Origin of the sequence: Amycolatopsis methanolica 239, assembly GCF_000739085.1 — a bacterium.
GTDB classification, from domain to species: domain Bacteria; phylum Actinomycetota; class Actinomycetes; order Mycobacteriales; family Pseudonocardiaceae; genus Amycolatopsis_E; species Amycolatopsis_E methanolica.
This window is the reverse complement of record NZ_CP009110.1, coordinates 277332-293033: the sequence shown is the minus strand read 5'-3', so window position 1 is coordinate 293033 and position 15702 is coordinate 277332. Positions and strand designations below refer to the sequence as shown.

The following is a 15702-nucleotide window of genomic DNA, read 5'->3' as shown; positions in this document are numbered from 1 at the left end:
GCGGGCATGGACACGACGACCTTGCGCCCGCTGGTTACCGAGACCGGTCCGTTCACGTCCGTCTACTTCGAGGACTCGCACGACACGGAGGACGCCGAGAAACAACTCGAGCTCAAGTGGCGCGAGCTGAAGGACGCGCTGACCGCGCAGCACGCCCCGGACGGCGCGGTGAGCGCGCTGGAGAGCGCGATCCTGGACGGCCCGCGAGCCACCGGCCGCAGCGGCCGCGCGCTGCTGGCCGCGGGCGAACGGGTCCTGGTCGACGAGCACCTGCCGAGCCCGCCCGCGAGCACCATCGCCCGGGTCTCCGACCTGCCCTACCTGCTGCCGCTGGCGCGGTACGGCGAGCTGGCGCTGCCGCACGTGGTCGCCGAGGTCGACCAGGTGAGCGCGACCGTCAAGGCCTTCGACGAGCACGGCGACGAGATGGCCGCGGAGGAGGTCAGCGGCCAGGAGCACCCGGTGCACCACACCCGCGGCGGCGGTGAGGCGCACCACCGCATGCAGCACCGCACTGAGGAGGTGAAGCGCCACAACGTCGCCGACATCGCGGGCGTGGTCGCCCGCCTGGCCGAGCAGGCGCACGCGCAGCTGATCGTGGTGGCCGGCGAGGTGCAGGGCCGCAAGGCCGTGATCGACGAACTGCCCGAGGCCGCGAAGTCGATCGCGCGCGAGGCCACGCACTCCGACGTCGCCGACGAGCTGGCCGAAGCGGTCCGGCAAAGCGGCCTGAACGATGTCGTCCAGCAGTTCCGCGGCGCGCTGAACCAGCCGGACGGCCTTGCGGTGCAAGGGCTCGAGGCGGTGACGGCCGCGCTGCGCGAGGCCAATGTGGAGACTCTGCTCGTCGGCGATCCGGGTGAGGACATGGTGTGCACGGGGCCGACCCCGGCGCAGATCGCGCTGGATGAGGAGGAGCTGAAAGCCTACGGCGTCACGGAGATCCACCGGTGCCGGGCCGACGAGGCGGTCCCCGCCGCGGCGATCGCCGTGGACGCGGACCTGGTGCACGTCGACGAGGAGCTCGTCGAGGGGTTCGGCGCGATCTTGCGCCATCGGTGAGGAGTACAGCCATAACACCAGCTACGGAATGCTTCCGGACGGTAACCGTACCGAGCGAACTTCCCTCGTTCGAGGCATGATGGTTCCGAAGCAACACTCGAACGACGGTGAGGTGAACGTGACGGACTGGGAGCCACCGTCCCTGCGCGCGCAGAACGAGATCGAACTCTGGCTCGGTGCCGACCTGGCACACCTGCCGATCGTCCGGTCGGTGGTGGCGACGCTCGCCACCCGCGCCGACTTCGACCTGGACTCGATCGCCGACCTGCGGCTGGCAGTGGACGAAGCGTGCTCGACGCTGATCACCCGGGCACTGCCGGGCTCCACCATGCGCTGCCGGTTCGTCGTCGAGGACGACGAACTGCGGTTCCAGGGCACGGTGCTGTCGGACAACGACAGCGCGCCGAGCACCAAGTCGTTCGGCTGGCGGGTCCTGAGCACGCTCACGGACTCCGTCGACGCGCACGTGAAGTCGAACGGCCAGGGCCACCAGGTGGACATCGAACTCGCCAAGCGACGTGTCGTCGTGGACGTCCCAGGGGCAGGCGCGTGACCGGTTCCCGGACCGAGCCGACACAACCCACATCGTCGAACGAATACGGCCACCTGGCCCCGCTGTTCGACGAGCTGGCGAGCCTGCCGGCCGATGCCCCCCGCCGCGCCGCCCTGCGCGACGAGCTCGTGACGGGGCACCTGCCCTTGGCCGAGCACATCGCGCAGCGGTTCTCCGGGCGCGGGGTGGCGAAGGAGGACCTGGTCCAGGTCGCCACCGTGGGGTTGATCAACGCGGTGGACCGGTTCGACGCCAGCCGCGGCTCGGACTTCCTGTCCTTCGCCGTGCCCACGGTGATGGGTGAGGTGCGCCGCCACTTCCGGGACACCGGCTGGCTGGTGCGGGTGCCGCGCCGGCTCAAGGAGCTGCACCTGTCGATTTCCAGCGCGAGCACCGAGCTCGCGCAGCGGCTGGGCCGCGCGCCGACGCCAAGCGAGATCGCGAGCCACCTCGGCGTGAGCCAGGACGAGGTCTACGAGGGCCTGGAAGCGGGTAACGCCTACCACTCGATGTCGCTGGACGAGGTGCTGTCCGGCGACACCGAGAACCTCGCGCTCGGCGACACGCTGGGTGAGGAGGACGCCGGCCTGGAGGGCGTCGAGAACCACGAGGCGCTGCTGCCGCTGATCCAGGAGCTGCCCGAGCGCGAGCGGAAGATCCTCGGCCTGCGGTTCGTGCACAACATGACGCAGACCCAGATCGCGGAGCGGATCGGCGTTTCGCAGATGCACGTGTCGCGGCTGCTCGCCCGCACCCTGCAGCGGCTGCGCGACGGGCTCACCGAGCAGGACGGGGAGCTGTGACCAGCGGTTTTGCGGAGCGCTTCGCAGGGTAACCGGTGATCATGGCTGATCCCGGGTGGCGCGCGCCGATGGTGGCGACGCTGACCCAGCAGCCGTTTTCCAGGGAGAACTGGCTGTTCGAGCGCAAGCTGGACGGGGTTCGCACCATCTGCTCGCGCGACGGCGGCCGGCCCGTGCTGTGGTCGCGCAACCACAACGACATCAGCGCCGGATACCCGGAACTCGGGGAGGCGCTCGCCGGATCGGGCGCCTCCTCCTTCGTCGCCGACGGCGAGATCGTCGCCTTCGACGGCAACCAGACCAGCTTCGCCCGGCTGCAGCAACGCATCCACCTGGCCGACCGGCGGCGCATCGAGGCCACCGGGGTCGCGGTGCACCTGTACCTGTTCGACCTGCTGGCCTTCGACGGCCACGACACGACCGGGTTGCCGCTGCGGCAACGGAAACAGTTGCTGCGCAAGGCTTTCGACTGGGGCGGGGTGTTACGGTACGCCACGCACCGCAACACCACCGGCGAGGAGTACTCCGCCCACGCGTGCGCGCGCGGCTGGGAGGGCGTGATCGCGAAGCGGGCGGACGCGCCGTACCGGTCCGGGCGGACGACCGACTGGCTGAAGTTCAAGTGCGTCAAGGAACAGGAGTTCGTCGTCGGCGGGTTCAGCGCGCCGGGTGGGGCGCGGACCGGGTTCGGCGCGTTGCTGGTCGGCTACTACGACCGCGGCCGGTTGCGGTACGCGGGCAAGGTCGGCGCCGCTACAGCGAGTCCACGCTGCGTGAGCTGACCGGCACGCTGACCGGGCTGGAGCGCCGCCGGTCGCCGTTCGACGAGCCGGTCCCCGAGCGCGGGCCGCGCTGGGTCGAGCCGGAAGTGGTGGTGCAGGTGCGGTTTTCGGAGTGGACCGGCGACGGGAAGCTGCGGCATCCTCTGTTCACGGGCGTGCGTGTCGACAAGTCGGCTACCGAAGTGGTCCGGGAGGCGTGATGGCGCGAGCGATCTGGAGCGGTGCGATCAACTTCGGCCTGGTGACGGTGCCGGTCGAGCTGTACTCCGCGACCGAGGACCACACCGTGCACTTCCGGCAGTTCGAGCGCGGCACGTCGGACCGGATCCGGTACAAGCGCGTGAACGAGCGGACCGGCGAGGAGGTGGCCTACGAGGACATCGTGAAGGGCTACGACCTCGGCGACGGCGACTACGTGCTGGTCGAGCAGGAGGAGCTGGACCAGATCGCGCCCGGCCGGTCCCGGTCCATCGACATCGAGTCGTTCGTCGACCTCGACGAGATCGACCCGCTGTACTTCCAGAAGAGCTACTGGCTGGCGCCGACGAAGGAGGAGTTCGGGCGCGCGTACGGGCTGCTCAGGCGGGCCATGGCGGACACCAACAAGGCCGGCATCGCCCGCTTCGTGATGCGCGGCAAGGAACATATCGCCGCGGTCCGAGCCGGCGACGGTGTGCTGGTGCTGGACACGCTGCTGTTCGCCGAGGACGTGCGTAACCCGGCGAAGGAGCTGAAGAAGCTGCCGGAGAAGGCGGAGCCGCGGGGCCGCGAACTGGAGATGGCGGTCGCGCTGGTGGACTCCATGGCGGACGACTGGCGCCCGGACGACTACCACGACCAGTACAACGAGCGCGTCCTGAAGCTGATCGACGACAAGAAGGCCGGCCGCACGGTGACGGTCGAGGACGAGCCCGCCGAGCCGACGAAGGTGGTCGACCTGTTCGAGGCGCTGTCCCGCAGCGTCGAGCGGCGCAAGGGCTCTGGGGAGAAGGGCGGTTCGGCTGCCCCGAAGAAGTCCCGGAAGGCCGCGGAGCCGGACCTGTCCGAGCTGAGCAAGGCGGAGCTGGACCAGATGGCACGGGAGCTCGACATCAAGGGCCGCTCGAAGCTCAACCGCGCCGAACTGGAAAAAGCCATTCGCGACGCGCGGCCGGCCCGTTCACGCAAGCGCGCCTCCTGACCCGGGAGCTCCTCCGTCCGCAGGCGTCCACCGCCGAGCGCATCGGCAGCGCCGCCACCGTCCCGAACAGACTCGATCCCCCGCTCCCGTCGCGAACGCCCCGGCGCCGCCGAATCGCGTCCGACCGCCACTGCCCGCCAACCCGCCAGCGGTCCGAGCCTCACCGCAGGCCCTTGTCCACCGATCCCCCAGCGCGGGCAGGCCCGCCGCGGATCCACCACCGCAACAACGCGCCCTTCCCCGCTGCTGGCAATACGATCACTCCGTGCCGAAGTTCGCCCAGCTCGCGAAGTTCCGCGTGGTGCTGCGCACCGGGCTGGGCTTCGTCGTCCTCGGCGTCGGGTCGAGCGTGTGCGGCGCGGCGGCCGTCTGGCTGCTGCTGTTCCTGCAGGGCATCCCCGCCGACATGGGCGACCGCAACTGGATCCTGCTCACCTGCGCCGGTGCGTACGTCCTGCTCTCGGTGCTCGTCGGCTCGGTGTGGACGGCGATCCTGCACCGCCGCACCGCCGTCTGGTTCGCCCAGGGCCGCCGCCCGACGCCGCCGGAGGCCCGCCGCGCGCTCCGCCTGCCCCGTGACCTCGCGCTGGTCAGCGGCACCCTCTGGCTCGGCGGCACGATCATCCTCGGCACCCTCACCAGCATCCTCGGCTCCGCGCTCGACACCCTCGGCGTCACCCTCGCCGTCGGGCTCGGCGGGCTGCTCACCGTCGGCCTGATGTACCTGGCCGCGGAGTGGGTCGCGCGACCGATCCTGATCCTCGCGCTCGAGGTGAGCCCGCCGCGCAACGCGGTGTCGGTCAGCGTCCTGTCCCGGCTCGCGATCACCTGGGCCGTAGCGAGCGGGGTCCCGCTGCTCGGCGTGCTGATCGTCGCCGCGCCACCGAACATCGGCAGGGCCGACGAGACCTCCAGCCTGATCATGCTGTCGATCGTCGGGCTCGTCAGCGGCGCGATCGGCACGGCGCTCCTCGCGCGGGCGGTCGCCGCGCCGCTGCGCCGGTTGCGGATGGCGGTCGGCCTCGTCACCCGCGGCCGCAAGGACGTGTCGGTGCGCGTGGACGACGCCAGCGAGATCGGCTCGCTGCAGGTGTCGGTCAACAGCATGGTCGCCGGACTGCGGGAACAGGACCGGCTGCGGGACCTGTTCGGCAGGCACGTGGGCATCGACGTCGCCCGGCACGCCCTGGAGCACGGCGTGTCGCTGAGCGGCGACGTGCGGGAGGTCGCCGCGTTGTTCGTCGACGTCGTGGACTCGACTGCCCTGGCTTACCGGCTGCCGCCCGAGGAGATCGTGCGCAAGCTCAACCGGTTGTTCGACAGCGTGGTGTCGGCCGTCGATGCCCGCGGCGGGCTGGTGAACAAGTTCCAGGGCGACGCCGCGTTGTGCGTCTTCGGCGCGCCCACGCGGCTGGCCGACCCGGCGACCGCGGCCATGTCCGCGGCGCGCGCCATCCGGGACGCCGTTCGCGAGGAGGGCGAGCTGGACCTGGGCATCGGCGTCGCGTGGGGGCCGGTGTTCGCGGGGCAGCTGGGCAGCCGCAGCCGGCTCGAGTACACGGTCATCGGCGACGCGGTGAACGAAGCGGCGCGGCTGACCGAGCACGCGAAGCACGTGCCCGGCCGCATCCTCGCCAGCGACACCCTCTGGTCCCAGGCGGCATCCGGCGAGCAGGCCCGGTGGACCCGGCACGAGACGGTCCAGCTGCGCGGACGGGACAAGCCAACGAAGACCTGGACGAACTAGGCCTCGCCGCCCGGCTTGACGTCGGGCCAGGTCAGCAGGGTCGAACCCCAGGTCAGCCCGGCGCCGAACGCGGTCAGCAGCACCCGGTGGCCGGGCTGGAGCTCACCGTCGTCGCAGGCGTCGGCCAGCGCGAGCGGGATCGAGGCGGCGCTGGTGTTGCCGACGCGCTCGATGTTGGCCACCACCCGGTCGTTCGGCATGCCCAGCTGTTTGGCGGTGGCCTGGAGGATCCGGATGTTCGCCTGGTGACCCACGAAACGGTCCACGTCGCCGACCCCGAGCCCGGACCGCTCCAGCACGGCACGGGCCGATTCGGCCATGCGCGCGCAGGCATGACGGAACACGGCCGTGCCCTGCATGGTCAGGTAGTGGTCGTGCGGGTCGGCCGACTGGCGCTGCTTCGCGCCACCGGCCGGGACGATCAGCAGGCCGGCGTTCTCACCCTCGCTGTGCAGGTCGAACGGTCCGAGCGCGCCTGGCTCGTCGGCGGTCCCGGCACGCAGCACGACCGCGCCCGCGCCGTCACCGAAGATCGGGACGGTGGTGCGGTCGGCGGGGTCGCAGTAGCGGCTGAACGCGTCCGCGCCGACGACGAGCACCCGGCCGGCGACACCGCCGGCGATCAGGCCCGCGGCCGTGGCCAGCGCGTAGATGAAGCCACTGCAGACGGCGTTGACGTCGAAGGCGGCGACCCCGCTGAGCCCGAGCCCCGAGGCGACCTGCGGCGCGCTGGCCGGGCAGAGGTAGTCGGGTGTCGCCGTCGCGAGCACCACCGCGTCGATCGCGTCCGACCCGGCGCTGCGCAAGGCGTTGCGGCCCGCGGCGACCGCCATGTCCACAGTGGACACGTCAGGGTCGGCGATGCGGCGCTCGCCGATGCCGGTGCGCGCGCGGATCCATTCGTCGGAGGTGTTCAGGTGCTGGGCGAGGTCGTCGTTGTCCACCACCCGCGGCGGCAGCCAGGCTCCCAGCCCGGCAAGGACCGCGTGGTGTCCGTCATGCATGGAATCACTTGTAGGGGCTACCCCTGGGTAGACCGGTGAGTTGTGTTCCAGGTCACAAAACGTGGCCACGAAAGGACTACGCGGACCGGAACTGTCACCGGTAGGTTCTAGGGTTCGGCCATGCCGGACACGCTGGGGCAGCGCGCGCTGAACCGGGCTCTGCTCGCCCGTCAGCTGCTGTTGCGCAGGACGAAGCTCACACCGCTGGAAGCCGTCCGGCACCTCTGCGGACTTCAGGCACAGGCGCCGTTCCCGCCGTACTACGGGTTGTGGTCGCGACTGCACGGTTTCCGGCCGGAGCAGCTCGGGCAGCTCCTGCTGGACCGGCAGGTGGTGCGGATCGCGTTGATGCGGGGCACCGTGCACCTGGTGACGGCGGACGACTGCCGGTGGCTGCGCCCGCTCCTGCAGCCGCTGTTCGACGGCGACCTGCGTACCAACGCCACATACAAGAAATCGCTTGCCCCGGTTGACCTGAGTGCGGTCGCGGAGCGGGCGCGCGCGTTGCTGGCGGAGGAGCCGCGCACCCCGGCCGCGCTGGGCAAAGAGCTTGCACGGGTGTGGCCGGACACGCCGGCGGCGGCGCTCGCGCACGCCGCCCGCGGCCTGCTCCCGCTCGTGCAGGTCCCGCCGCGTGCGGTGTGGGGCCGCAGCGGGCGGACGACTCTCGCGACGGCGGAGGACTGGCTCGGGCGTCCGCTGGAGCGGAACGCCTCGCTGGACGATCTCGTGCTCCGCTACCTGGCGGCATTCGGGCCGGCGAGCGTCGCGGACGTGCAGGCGTGGAGCGGCTTGACGCGGCTCGGCGAGGTGGTGGACCGGCTGCGCCCGCAGCTGCGGGTGTTCCGCACCGAGCAGGGACGCGAGGTATTCGACCTGCCCGAAGCGCCGCGTCCGGACCCGGCCACGCCCGCGCCGCCGCGGTTCATCGCCGAGTTCGACAACCTGCTGTTGTCGCACGCCGACCGGACTCGCGTGCTGCCGGAGGACGCGCGCAAGCGGGTGTTCGGGGTGCCGAACGGGGTGTTCCCCGGGACGGTCCTGGTCGACGGGCTGGTGCGCGGCGGCTGGCGGATCGCGCGTTCCCGGGCCGGGGCGACGCTGGAGGTCGAGCCGTACGCGCGTTTCTCCACAAAGGACCGGGATGCGCTGGAGAGCGCAGGGGCGCGGCTGGTGCGTTTCGCTGTCGGCGAAGATGCCTGGGACATCCGCTTCGCAGCCGTTGCGTGAGCCGCGTCGCCGACCCGGTTTTAGTTACGATGCGGTTGTGCCCGCCGCTGACCTGGACAAACTCGACTACGAGATTTTGCGACGCCTGCAGGACGACTCGCGGACGATCGCCGAGACGATCGGCGCCGAGGTGGGTCTCTCGGCCGCTGCGGTGCAGCGCCGCATCAAGCGGTTGCGGCACGCCGGCGTGATCTCGCGCGAGGTCGCGGTCATCGATCCGCCGTCGGTCGGGGTCCACATGACGTTCATCGTGATGGTGGAGATGGAGCGCGAGCGGCTGGAGGTGCTGGACGCGTTCCGGAAGCAGGTGCTGGCTGATTCCGCTGTGCAACAGTGCTACTACGTTACGGGGTCGGCGGACTTCATCCTGGTCGTGCAGTGCCGGGACATGGGGGAGTTCGAGGCGTTCACGCGCCGGATGTTCTTCGACAACGGCGAGGTGCGGCACTTCACGACGAGTGTCGTGATGGACCGCGTCAAGGTGGGCCTGACCGTTCCCCTGAACGGCGGCTGATCGCGACGGTCCCGCGTGTTACAGGTTCGAAGATTTTGCAACCGATCGCGTGAAACTCGTCCGCGACGCATCATTTTCGGCGCCCGCTTACATCTCATCGCTGTCCGACCCGTTCGCGCCGGGAGCGCGAACAAGACCGCGAGAGGTGGCACGTGAACACCGATACCGTCACCCAGAGCCAGTTCGTGTCACTCAACGGCTCCAGTGCTCCAGTCCTGTCTCGACTGTCGTACGTCGCGAGCGAGCCGTTCGCCGTGAACATCGCGTTCCGGACGGAGCGTGGCCGTTGGGTGGAGTGGACCTTCGCCCGGGAGCTGCTCGTCACGGGCCTGCGGGAGCCCTCCGGCATCGGCGACGTGCGCGTCCGGCCTGACCTGTCGACCGACGAAGGCATCCTCATCCTGGAGATCGAGTCCCCCGACGGCTACGCACTGGTCGAGATCGAGCGCGAGGACGTCGAACGCTTCCTGGACGCCGCTACGGAACTCGTCCCCCTGGGCACGGAGAGCGACTGCTTCGACGTGGACGCCTTCATCGACGAGATCACGAACGTCTGACCCTGGCACCGCCTCGCGGCGCCGGGGTCACCCGGCTGCCTCCAGGAGCCAGGCTGACTCGCCCCACCCCGGCGCACGGCTGGTCTCGCGATCAGTTGCCCCGGTTTGCACCGAGGAGTCGCCAGTTCAGCAAGTCGGCACCCGGCACGCCCCGCGCATCGGCAACTCGACGTCTCGACGTCTCGACATCCCGGTCAGTCGGCGGGTCGGCGGGGCGGCACGTCGAAGCTCAGCACGTCGGCGAGTTGCGCCGCAGCGTGTCGGCACCGAAGCGCCGCGGCACCCCGACGCCCCCGCGCCCGCTGCACGTCGACGCTCGACACCCGAAGCACATCGACGCCTTAGCACCCGCAGCACGTCGACGCCTCGGCAACTCACCATCTCCGGCACGCCGCCACCACGGCTTCGCACCATCACGGCATCGCCGCGTCTCCTCATTCCGCCACGTCGCCACGTCGCCACATCGACATCGCGGCACCCGCGCCACCGCGTCATGTCGCGGCCACGCCGCCGCGCCGCTGGACGTCATCAACCGCCGCGTCAGCGCCGCCCCGCCTCGTCGCCGCGCGCCATCGCCGCCCCGCCACGTCGCCCCGTTGACGTCGCGGCACGGCCGCCACCCCGCCACGTCACAGCCTCACCATGCCGCCACGTCGCCCACTGCGCCGCCTCGCCCGTCGCCACTCCCCACGGCGACATGCGCCATCGCGCCTGCCCGCCTGGCCCAGTCCCAGCCGCGCTCTGCCCACCCGTCATTGTTCCGGCCGCCCCGACTCTTCCACCAGCCCAACCGCGGCGAACACCCGGCATCGGATGCTGTGCAGCCGATCCAAGCACCGGCACACCCGCCCGTCCCGTCGGCACCCAGGACCAACCCGACACCCCGCAGGCGGCGTGCGCGGACGGTTCCTCGGCCGACACCGACCGAGAGGGCTCAGCGACCGAGCGGCCCGTAGGACCGCGGAGACCGGTCCTGCTTCTCCTCGAAGTCACCGCGCGGGTCGATCTGGTTCCACGTCCAGACCTCGAACAGCTGCTTGATCTGCTCGTCGATCGCCTGGCCGAGCGGCTTGTCCTGCGCCTTGGTGTCCTCGACCGGACCTGTACGCGCCTCACCGTGGTTGACGGCCGTCTTCTTTGTTGCGGTCGGCTTCTTCTGCACCGGCGCGGAAGTCTTGACCGTCGGCGGAACCGTTGTCGGCGGGGTGGTCACCGGCGCCTGAGGAGCGGAACTCGTGCTCGGAGCCGGTTGCACCGGCTGGGCAAGACCGGCGTTCGGCACCACCCCGGCAGCCACCGCAGGCGCCCTCCCCGCATCCTCGCCAGAACCGAAGGTGCCGCCCGCAATCCAGCCCACCCCCAAAAGGACGACAGCCGCAGCCGCGACCAGCAGGTTACGACGCACCCGACGGAGCAGCCGCCGCTTCTCCACGGCACCGGGCAAATCAACCACCGGGGTGAGCGCGAGCTCGCCGGACACGGGCGGGAAATCGGTAACCGTCGGCGCGTCGTCTCCGCAGGTGTCGACGGGCTTGGGCGCGCTCGCGGCGACGATTCCCGTACGGTCCGCCAGTTGCACGCTCCACACGAGGTCATCCGACCTGTCACGCAGGATCGTGCGCGCCATCAACACCCTCCATCGGCACGGCCTGGACTGTCCCCGGTACTTCGCCGCTTGCCGGGCGTCACTCGACCACCTACAGAACCAGCTGCGGCTCGGGAAAAGCTACCAGCGCGATGAGTTGATCGATGCCGAGAGACTCTCACTTTCCCTGATCACGGGTTAAGATAACTCCATCGGGTGATGATCAAGTGCACAATCCTGCGGTCCGTAGTCACCCCCGCGTGCTCGCTCAACCTCTCGTTACCTTCTGACTTCTCACCTCCGCTCAACGCGGGTTTCCCACGCCCAGGCGGCGATCGCGACCCGATTACGCAGGCCCAGCTTCCGCTGGACGCTCCTCAGGTGCGTTTTCACCGTCCCCACCGTGATTCCCAGAACCTGGCCGATCTCCAGGTTCGTCTTCGCCTCCGCGACGAGACGCGCTATCTCCCATTCCCGTTCGGTCAACGCCGCCGGCCGACGATCACGGACTGCGGGCAGGCACATCTGCTGGAAGAGGCGCATGGTCATCTGCGGACTGATCAGCATGTCGCCCGACACGGCAGCGCGAACACCTTCGACCAGCAAACCAGGCCCGGACCTCTTCAACAGGAACCCACAAGCCCCGTGCTGGAGCGCGACTCGCGCGTACTCGTCGAGTTCGAACGTCGTGATCACGATGACCCGCAGTGGATCCGCCACCTCCGGTCCAGCAAGCTCCCGGGTCACCGACAACCCATCGCGTCCCGGCATCCGGACGTCGACCAGCACGACGTCCGGCCGCAACTCACGAGCCAGTTGCACGACCGAATCACCATCGGCCACCTCGCCGATCACCTCGAGATCATCCTCAGCCTCGAAGATCTGCCGCAGAGTCCGGCGAACCACCTCCTGATCGTCCGCGACGAGAATCCGGATCGCCGTCACGACGGCAGCACCACGTGAACCGCCCAGCCCGCCTGACCCACCGGACCCGCCCACGCGGTCCCGCCCAGCGTGGCAACTCGTTCTGCCAAGCCGCGCAAACCCGACCCGCCGTCCCGAGCCCGCTTGAGCAGTCCCTGCCTTCGCACGCCGTCGTTGACGACCCGGACGATCAGGTGTGCACCGTCGCGGCGCACCGCCACCGACACTTGACGCGCCTCCGGGGCATGCCGTCGGACGTTCGTGAGAGCTTCCAGCACCAAGCGGTGGATGGTTCGCGCGATCTCGGGACGCACGTCCTCTGCTCGGTCATCCAACTCCAGCCGCACTCGCATCGGCCCGAGCGCCTCGAACCGTTGCACGAGGGCTGGCAGGTCCGAACCCCACGGAGACCGTTCGACGTCAACCATTCCGGGCGCACCATCGCCTTGCCGGAGCCAGCACAACGCCTTGTCGATCGAGTCGAGCACCCGGACGCCGGCCTCTTCGATGCGCTCCAGCGCACGGTGCGCATCGCCCGGGGCACGGCCGTGCAGCCGCGCGACCTGCGCCTCCAGCACCAGCCCGGTCACCTCGTGCCCCAGCCAGTCGTGCAAGTCACTCGCCAGTTGCACGCGTTGCTCACGGCGAGCCGCGTGAACGGACTCCTCGCGCTTCTCGTCGAGAGAACGCAGGTACAGACCAACCGCTACGGCGCACGCTGCCAACAACGCCCAGCCGAAACACCATTCGCTTGCCGAACCGGTCGACGGAGACGCACGCGAACCCGCCGTGAGCCGCAGTGGCGCCAGAACCACCGCACTCATGAGCAATCCGGCGGAGAACGGCGCACGTCGCCCTCTCGCCTGTCGGACTGCCTGCACGAGAACGCACAGCAGGAAACCGGTCTCCACCAGTAGCCACGAGGCAAGGCTCCGATCCGCCACTTCGCCCTCGCAGAACGTCGCCATCAGAGAGCTGACGGCTGCAACCCCGGACGCAGCGGCAGTGACCGCGGGCCTGCGGGTGCGTTGCATCGCGATGCCCAGCGCAGCGAGAAGAACCACCAACGAAGACGTGGTGGTGAGCACGGTGCCGACGGGCATCGCCACGAGCACCACGCACACCGCACCGAGAACCGGGACAGGCCAACCCAGTTCTGCCTTGATCCTTCTGCCGACGGTCGTGGCGCTCATGTCTGCTTCTCCTCGCTCGGAAGTGGCGGTGATAGGAGAATGCACGAACTGGTTCGCGAGCACCATCTACCAAAAGACAGATATTGCGAAGGTCGCCGGAGAGATTCGATCGATTGGGTTAGAGTTTGAATTCAATTTTGGTGTACCGTCGAAGGCACCGCAGCCCGCGAGAACCACCGGATCTGCTGCGGTGCAAGCAAAACCGCTGACGAGGAGCTCCCATGCGATACACCCTGCGCGCCATCTCCACCTACATCTCGCGTCCGCGCGAGATGACCGGTGGCCGGTTCACGACAACGCCAGGTGGTTCACCCGCGAAACGCTCGATTTCGACCAGCACGTGCTGCCCCGTGCACCCTTGGGACAGTTGTGACGACGGGACGTCCGCGGTGAGCACGTTGGGGTTGCCGTGCACGCACAGGGATCCCGCCGGATCGAACCACGCGCCGGTCGGCAGCTGTGCCACGCCAGGGCGAAGATCCATGCAGAGCACGGCTCCAGCCAGACAAGCGCCCCGGTCGTTGAATATCCGGACGACGTCTCCGTCGTTGATCCCGCGCGGGCCCGCGTCGTCGGGATGCAGGCGCACGGCCTCGCGGCCGGCGACCTTCGCCGCCTGGCTGACCGCACCGCCGTCGAGCTGACCGTGCAGCCGGGTGTGGGGCTGATTCGCGATGAGAACCAACGGGAAGCGAGCCGCCCGCTCGCCGCCGGACCATTCCACCGGTTCCAGCCAGGCCGGATGACCAGGGCAGTCGTCGTAGCCGAACGAAGCCACTGTCTCGGAGACGATCTCGATCCGGCCGCTCGGGGTTGCGAGCCGGTTGGCTACGGGGTCGGCCCGGAATTCGGCCCAGAGCGTCCGGTCGGTCTCCGTGTTCGGCAACCGGAAGCCGCCCTCCTCCCAGAAATCCTCGAAGGACGGTACGAAGATTCCCTTGCCAGCCAGGCGCTGTCGCCAGGTGCCGTAGAGGTGCTCGAGCCACTCGCGTGCCGTGCGGCCCTCGGTGAACCGCTCCTCGATCCCCAACCGGGCAGCCAGTCCGGCGAGGATCGCGTAGTCGTCCCGGGCCTGTCCCCGGGGTTCGGCGATCCGGTGCATCGCGACGAGGTGGGTGTCACGGCGGCCGGATCCGAAGTCTTCACGCTCCAGTGCTGTGGTGGTGGGCAGAACGATGTCGGCGTGCCGCGCGGTGGCGGTCCAGAAGGGTTCGTGCACGACGACGGTGTCGGGCCGGGCGAACGCTTCTCGCAGGCGGTTCAGGTCCTGGTGGTGGTGGAAGGGGTTGCCACCGGCCCAGTACACGAGGCGGATGTCCGGATAGGTGCGTTCCGCACCGTCGTACTGGTAGCGGGTGCCGGGATTGAGGAGCATGTCCGCGATCCGGGCCACCGGGATGAACTGCTTGACCGGGTTGATCCCCTGGGGCAGGTAGGGCACCTGGAAGTTCGGACCGATGTCGCCGCTGTCTCCCATGGAGCCATACCCATGGCCGAAGCCGCCCCCGGGTAGCCCTATCTGACCGAGCATGGCGGCGAGGGCGATGGCTGCCCACACGGGTTGCTCACCGTGCTCGATGCGCTGGAGGCTCCAGGTGACAGTGATGAAGGTGCGGTGGGCGGCCATGCGTCGGGCGAGGTCGACGATATCCGCGGCCGATATGCCGGTCAGGGCACTGGCCCAGTCGGCGTCCTTGACGGTTCCGTCGTCGGCGCCGAAGAGGTAGCGCTCGAACGCGTCGTAACCGGTGCAATAACGGTCGAGGAAGTGGCGGTCGTGCAAACCTTCTGCGGCGAGGGTATGCGCGAGCGCGAGCATGAGTGCGGTGTCCGTCGCGGGGCGGACGGGGTACCACTGCGCGGCCAGCCGTTGCGGGAGATCAGCGCGGAGTGGGCTGATCAGGGCGACCTCGACGTCCCGGTCGGCGAGCTGGGCGAGGAACCCGGGGGTGTGGTGCCGGGTGACTCCGCCGGGAGTGACGAAGACGTTCTTCTCGGGGACTCCGCCGAACGCCACGAGGAGTTCGGTGTTCGCCACGATCGTCGGCCAGCTCGAACCATTGCGCAGGACATCGTTGGCGGTGCCGACGATGTGTGGCAGCACCACCGAGCTGGTGCCGTTGCTGTAGGTGTTGCGAGAGGAGGTGAAACCACCGAAGACGTTGAGGAACCGGTGCAACTGGCTCTGGGCGTGGTGAAAGCGGCCGGCGCTCGCCCAGCCGTAGGAGCCGCCGTAGATCGCCTCGTTCCCGTGGTCGGCCCGGACCCGTCGGAGCTCGGCCGAGAGCAGATCGAGGGCCTCGTCCCAGCTGACCTCGACGAAGTCCTCGTGACCGCGTTTCGGATCCGGACCCGGCCCGCGCTCCAACCACCCCCGCCGGATCGCGGGCGCAGCGACCCGGTTGGGGTCCGTCAAAGCGCTCGGCAGGTTGCCGAGTAAGGGTGACGGCGCCGGGTCTTCGGGGTGCGCGGCGACCTGGAGGCGCCCGTTCTCGTCGAGTCCGGCTGAGAAGGCTCCCCAGTGCGAGGTGCTCGGCCGCAAGCGCATATGTCTACAACTACCAGGAA

General features: G+C 69.6%; 15 protein-coding genes. 10 read left to right on the top strand and 5 right to left on the bottom strand.

Going from position 1 to position 15702, the window contains the following annotated elements:
* Nucleotides 1–6: 6 nt before the first annotated feature.
* From AMETH_RS01425 to AMETH_RS01400, 7 genes are all read left to right on the top strand, one after another.
* On the top strand, nucleotides 7–1062 hold the full coding sequence (locus tag AMETH_RS01425) for an Rv2629 family ribosome hibernation factor (RefSeq protein ID WP_017986242.1): 1056 nt from the start codon (nucleotides 7–9) through the stop codon (nucleotides 1060–1062).
* Between the two features lie 118 nt (nucleotides 1063–1180).
* Nucleotides 1181–1615 (top strand): ATP-binding protein, encoded by a 435-nt coding sequence (locus AMETH_RS01420; RefSeq protein ID WP_026153703.1) that lies wholly within the window; start codon nucleotides 1181–1183, stop codon nucleotides 1613–1615.
* Entirely contained in the window at nucleotides 1612–2418 is an 807-nt protein-coding gene (locus AMETH_RS01415) for a SigB/SigF/SigG family RNA polymerase sigma factor (RefSeq protein ID WP_017986240.1), read from the top strand. The genes AMETH_RS01420 and AMETH_RS01415 overlap by 4 nt, the downstream gene beginning before the upstream one ends.
* A 41-nt stretch (nucleotides 2419–2459) precedes the next feature.
* Complete coding sequence (locus AMETH_RS01410; RefSeq protein WP_323806977.1) at nucleotides 2460–3200, top strand: ATP-dependent DNA ligase; 741 nt, start codon at nucleotides 2460–2462, stop codon at nucleotides 3198–3200.
* Complete coding sequence (locus AMETH_RS41965; RefSeq protein ID WP_323806999.1) at nucleotides 3188–3400, top strand: ATP dependent DNA ligase; 213 nt, start codon at nucleotides 3188–3190, stop codon at nucleotides 3398–3400. The genes AMETH_RS01410 and AMETH_RS41965 overlap by 13 nt, the downstream gene beginning before the upstream one ends.
* On the top strand, nucleotides 3400–4380 hold the full coding sequence (gene ku / locus AMETH_RS01405; protein ID WP_017986239.1) for a non-homologous end joining protein Ku: 981 nt from the start codon (nucleotides 3400–3402) through the stop codon (nucleotides 4378–4380). The genes AMETH_RS41965 and ku overlap by 1 nt, the downstream gene beginning before the upstream one ends.
* Nucleotides 4381–4645: 265 nt before the next feature.
* Entirely contained in the window at nucleotides 4646–6127 is a 1482-nt protein-coding gene (locus AMETH_RS01400; protein ID WP_017986238.1) for an adenylate/guanylate cyclase domain-containing protein, read from the top strand.
* Here the strand turns inward: AMETH_RS01400 and AMETH_RS01395 are convergent.
* Nucleotides 6124–7131 carry a beta-ketoacyl-ACP synthase III gene (locus AMETH_RS01395; RefSeq protein ID WP_081617642.1) on the bottom strand — a complete coding sequence of 336 codons (1008 nt, stop codon included), beginning with the start codon at nucleotides 7129–7131 and terminating at the stop codon, nucleotides 6124–6126. The two genes, AMETH_RS01400 and AMETH_RS01395, sit on opposite strands and share 4 nt — an antisense overlap.
* 120 nt (nucleotides 7132–7251) lie before the next feature.
* On the opposite strand from AMETH_RS01395, the gene AMETH_RS01390 reads away from it, so the two are divergent.
* The 3 genes from AMETH_RS01390 to AMETH_RS01380 all read left to right on the top strand — a co-directional run bounded on the left by AMETH_RS01390 (nucleotide 7252) and on the right by AMETH_RS01380 (nucleotide 9432).
* Entirely contained in the window at nucleotides 7252–8361 is a 1110-nt protein-coding gene (locus AMETH_RS01390; protein ID WP_017986236.1) for a winged helix DNA-binding domain-containing protein, read from the top strand.
* Between the two features lie 37 nt (nucleotides 8362–8398).
* Nucleotides 8399–8875 (top strand): Lrp/AsnC family transcriptional regulator, encoded by a 477-nt coding sequence (locus tag AMETH_RS01385; protein WP_017986235.1) that lies wholly within the window; start codon nucleotides 8399–8401, stop codon nucleotides 8873–8875.
* Nucleotides 8876–9027: 152 nt separating this feature from the next.
* Nucleotides 9028–9432, top strand: coding sequence for an SsgA family sporulation/cell division regulator (locus tag AMETH_RS01380; RefSeq protein ID WP_017986234.1), 405 nt, complete (start codon nucleotides 9028–9030; stop codon nucleotides 9430–9432).
* A gap of 934 nt (nucleotides 9433–10366) precedes the next feature.
* On the opposite strand, the gene AMETH_RS37660 is transcribed toward AMETH_RS01380, so the two are convergent.
* From AMETH_RS37660 to AMETH_RS01355, 4 genes are all read right to left on the bottom strand, one after another.
* The gene (locus AMETH_RS37660; protein WP_156131590.1) at nucleotides 10367–11059 is read right to left on the bottom strand and encodes a hypothetical protein; all 693 of its coding nucleotides are present in this window, start codon (nucleotides 11057–11059) and stop codon (nucleotides 10367–10369) included.
* A gap of 252 nt (nucleotides 11060–11311) precedes the next feature.
* Nucleotides 11312–11962: a response regulator gene (locus tag AMETH_RS01365; protein ID WP_017986231.1), complete on the bottom strand. Its 651-nt coding sequence runs from the start codon at nucleotides 11960–11962 to the stop codon at nucleotides 11312–11314.
* Nucleotides 11959–13134, bottom strand: coding sequence for a sensor histidine kinase (locus tag AMETH_RS01360; protein WP_017986230.1), 1176 nt, complete (start codon nucleotides 13132–13134; stop codon nucleotides 11959–11961). Before AMETH_RS01360 ends, AMETH_RS01365 begins: the two co-directional genes overlap by 4 nt.
* Nucleotides 13135–13384: 250 nt before the next feature.
* Entirely contained in the window at nucleotides 13385–15682 is a 2298-nt protein-coding gene (locus tag AMETH_RS01355; protein ID WP_017986229.1) for a molybdopterin-dependent oxidoreductase, read from the bottom strand.
* Between the last annotated feature and the right edge of the window lie 20 nt (nucleotides 15683–15702).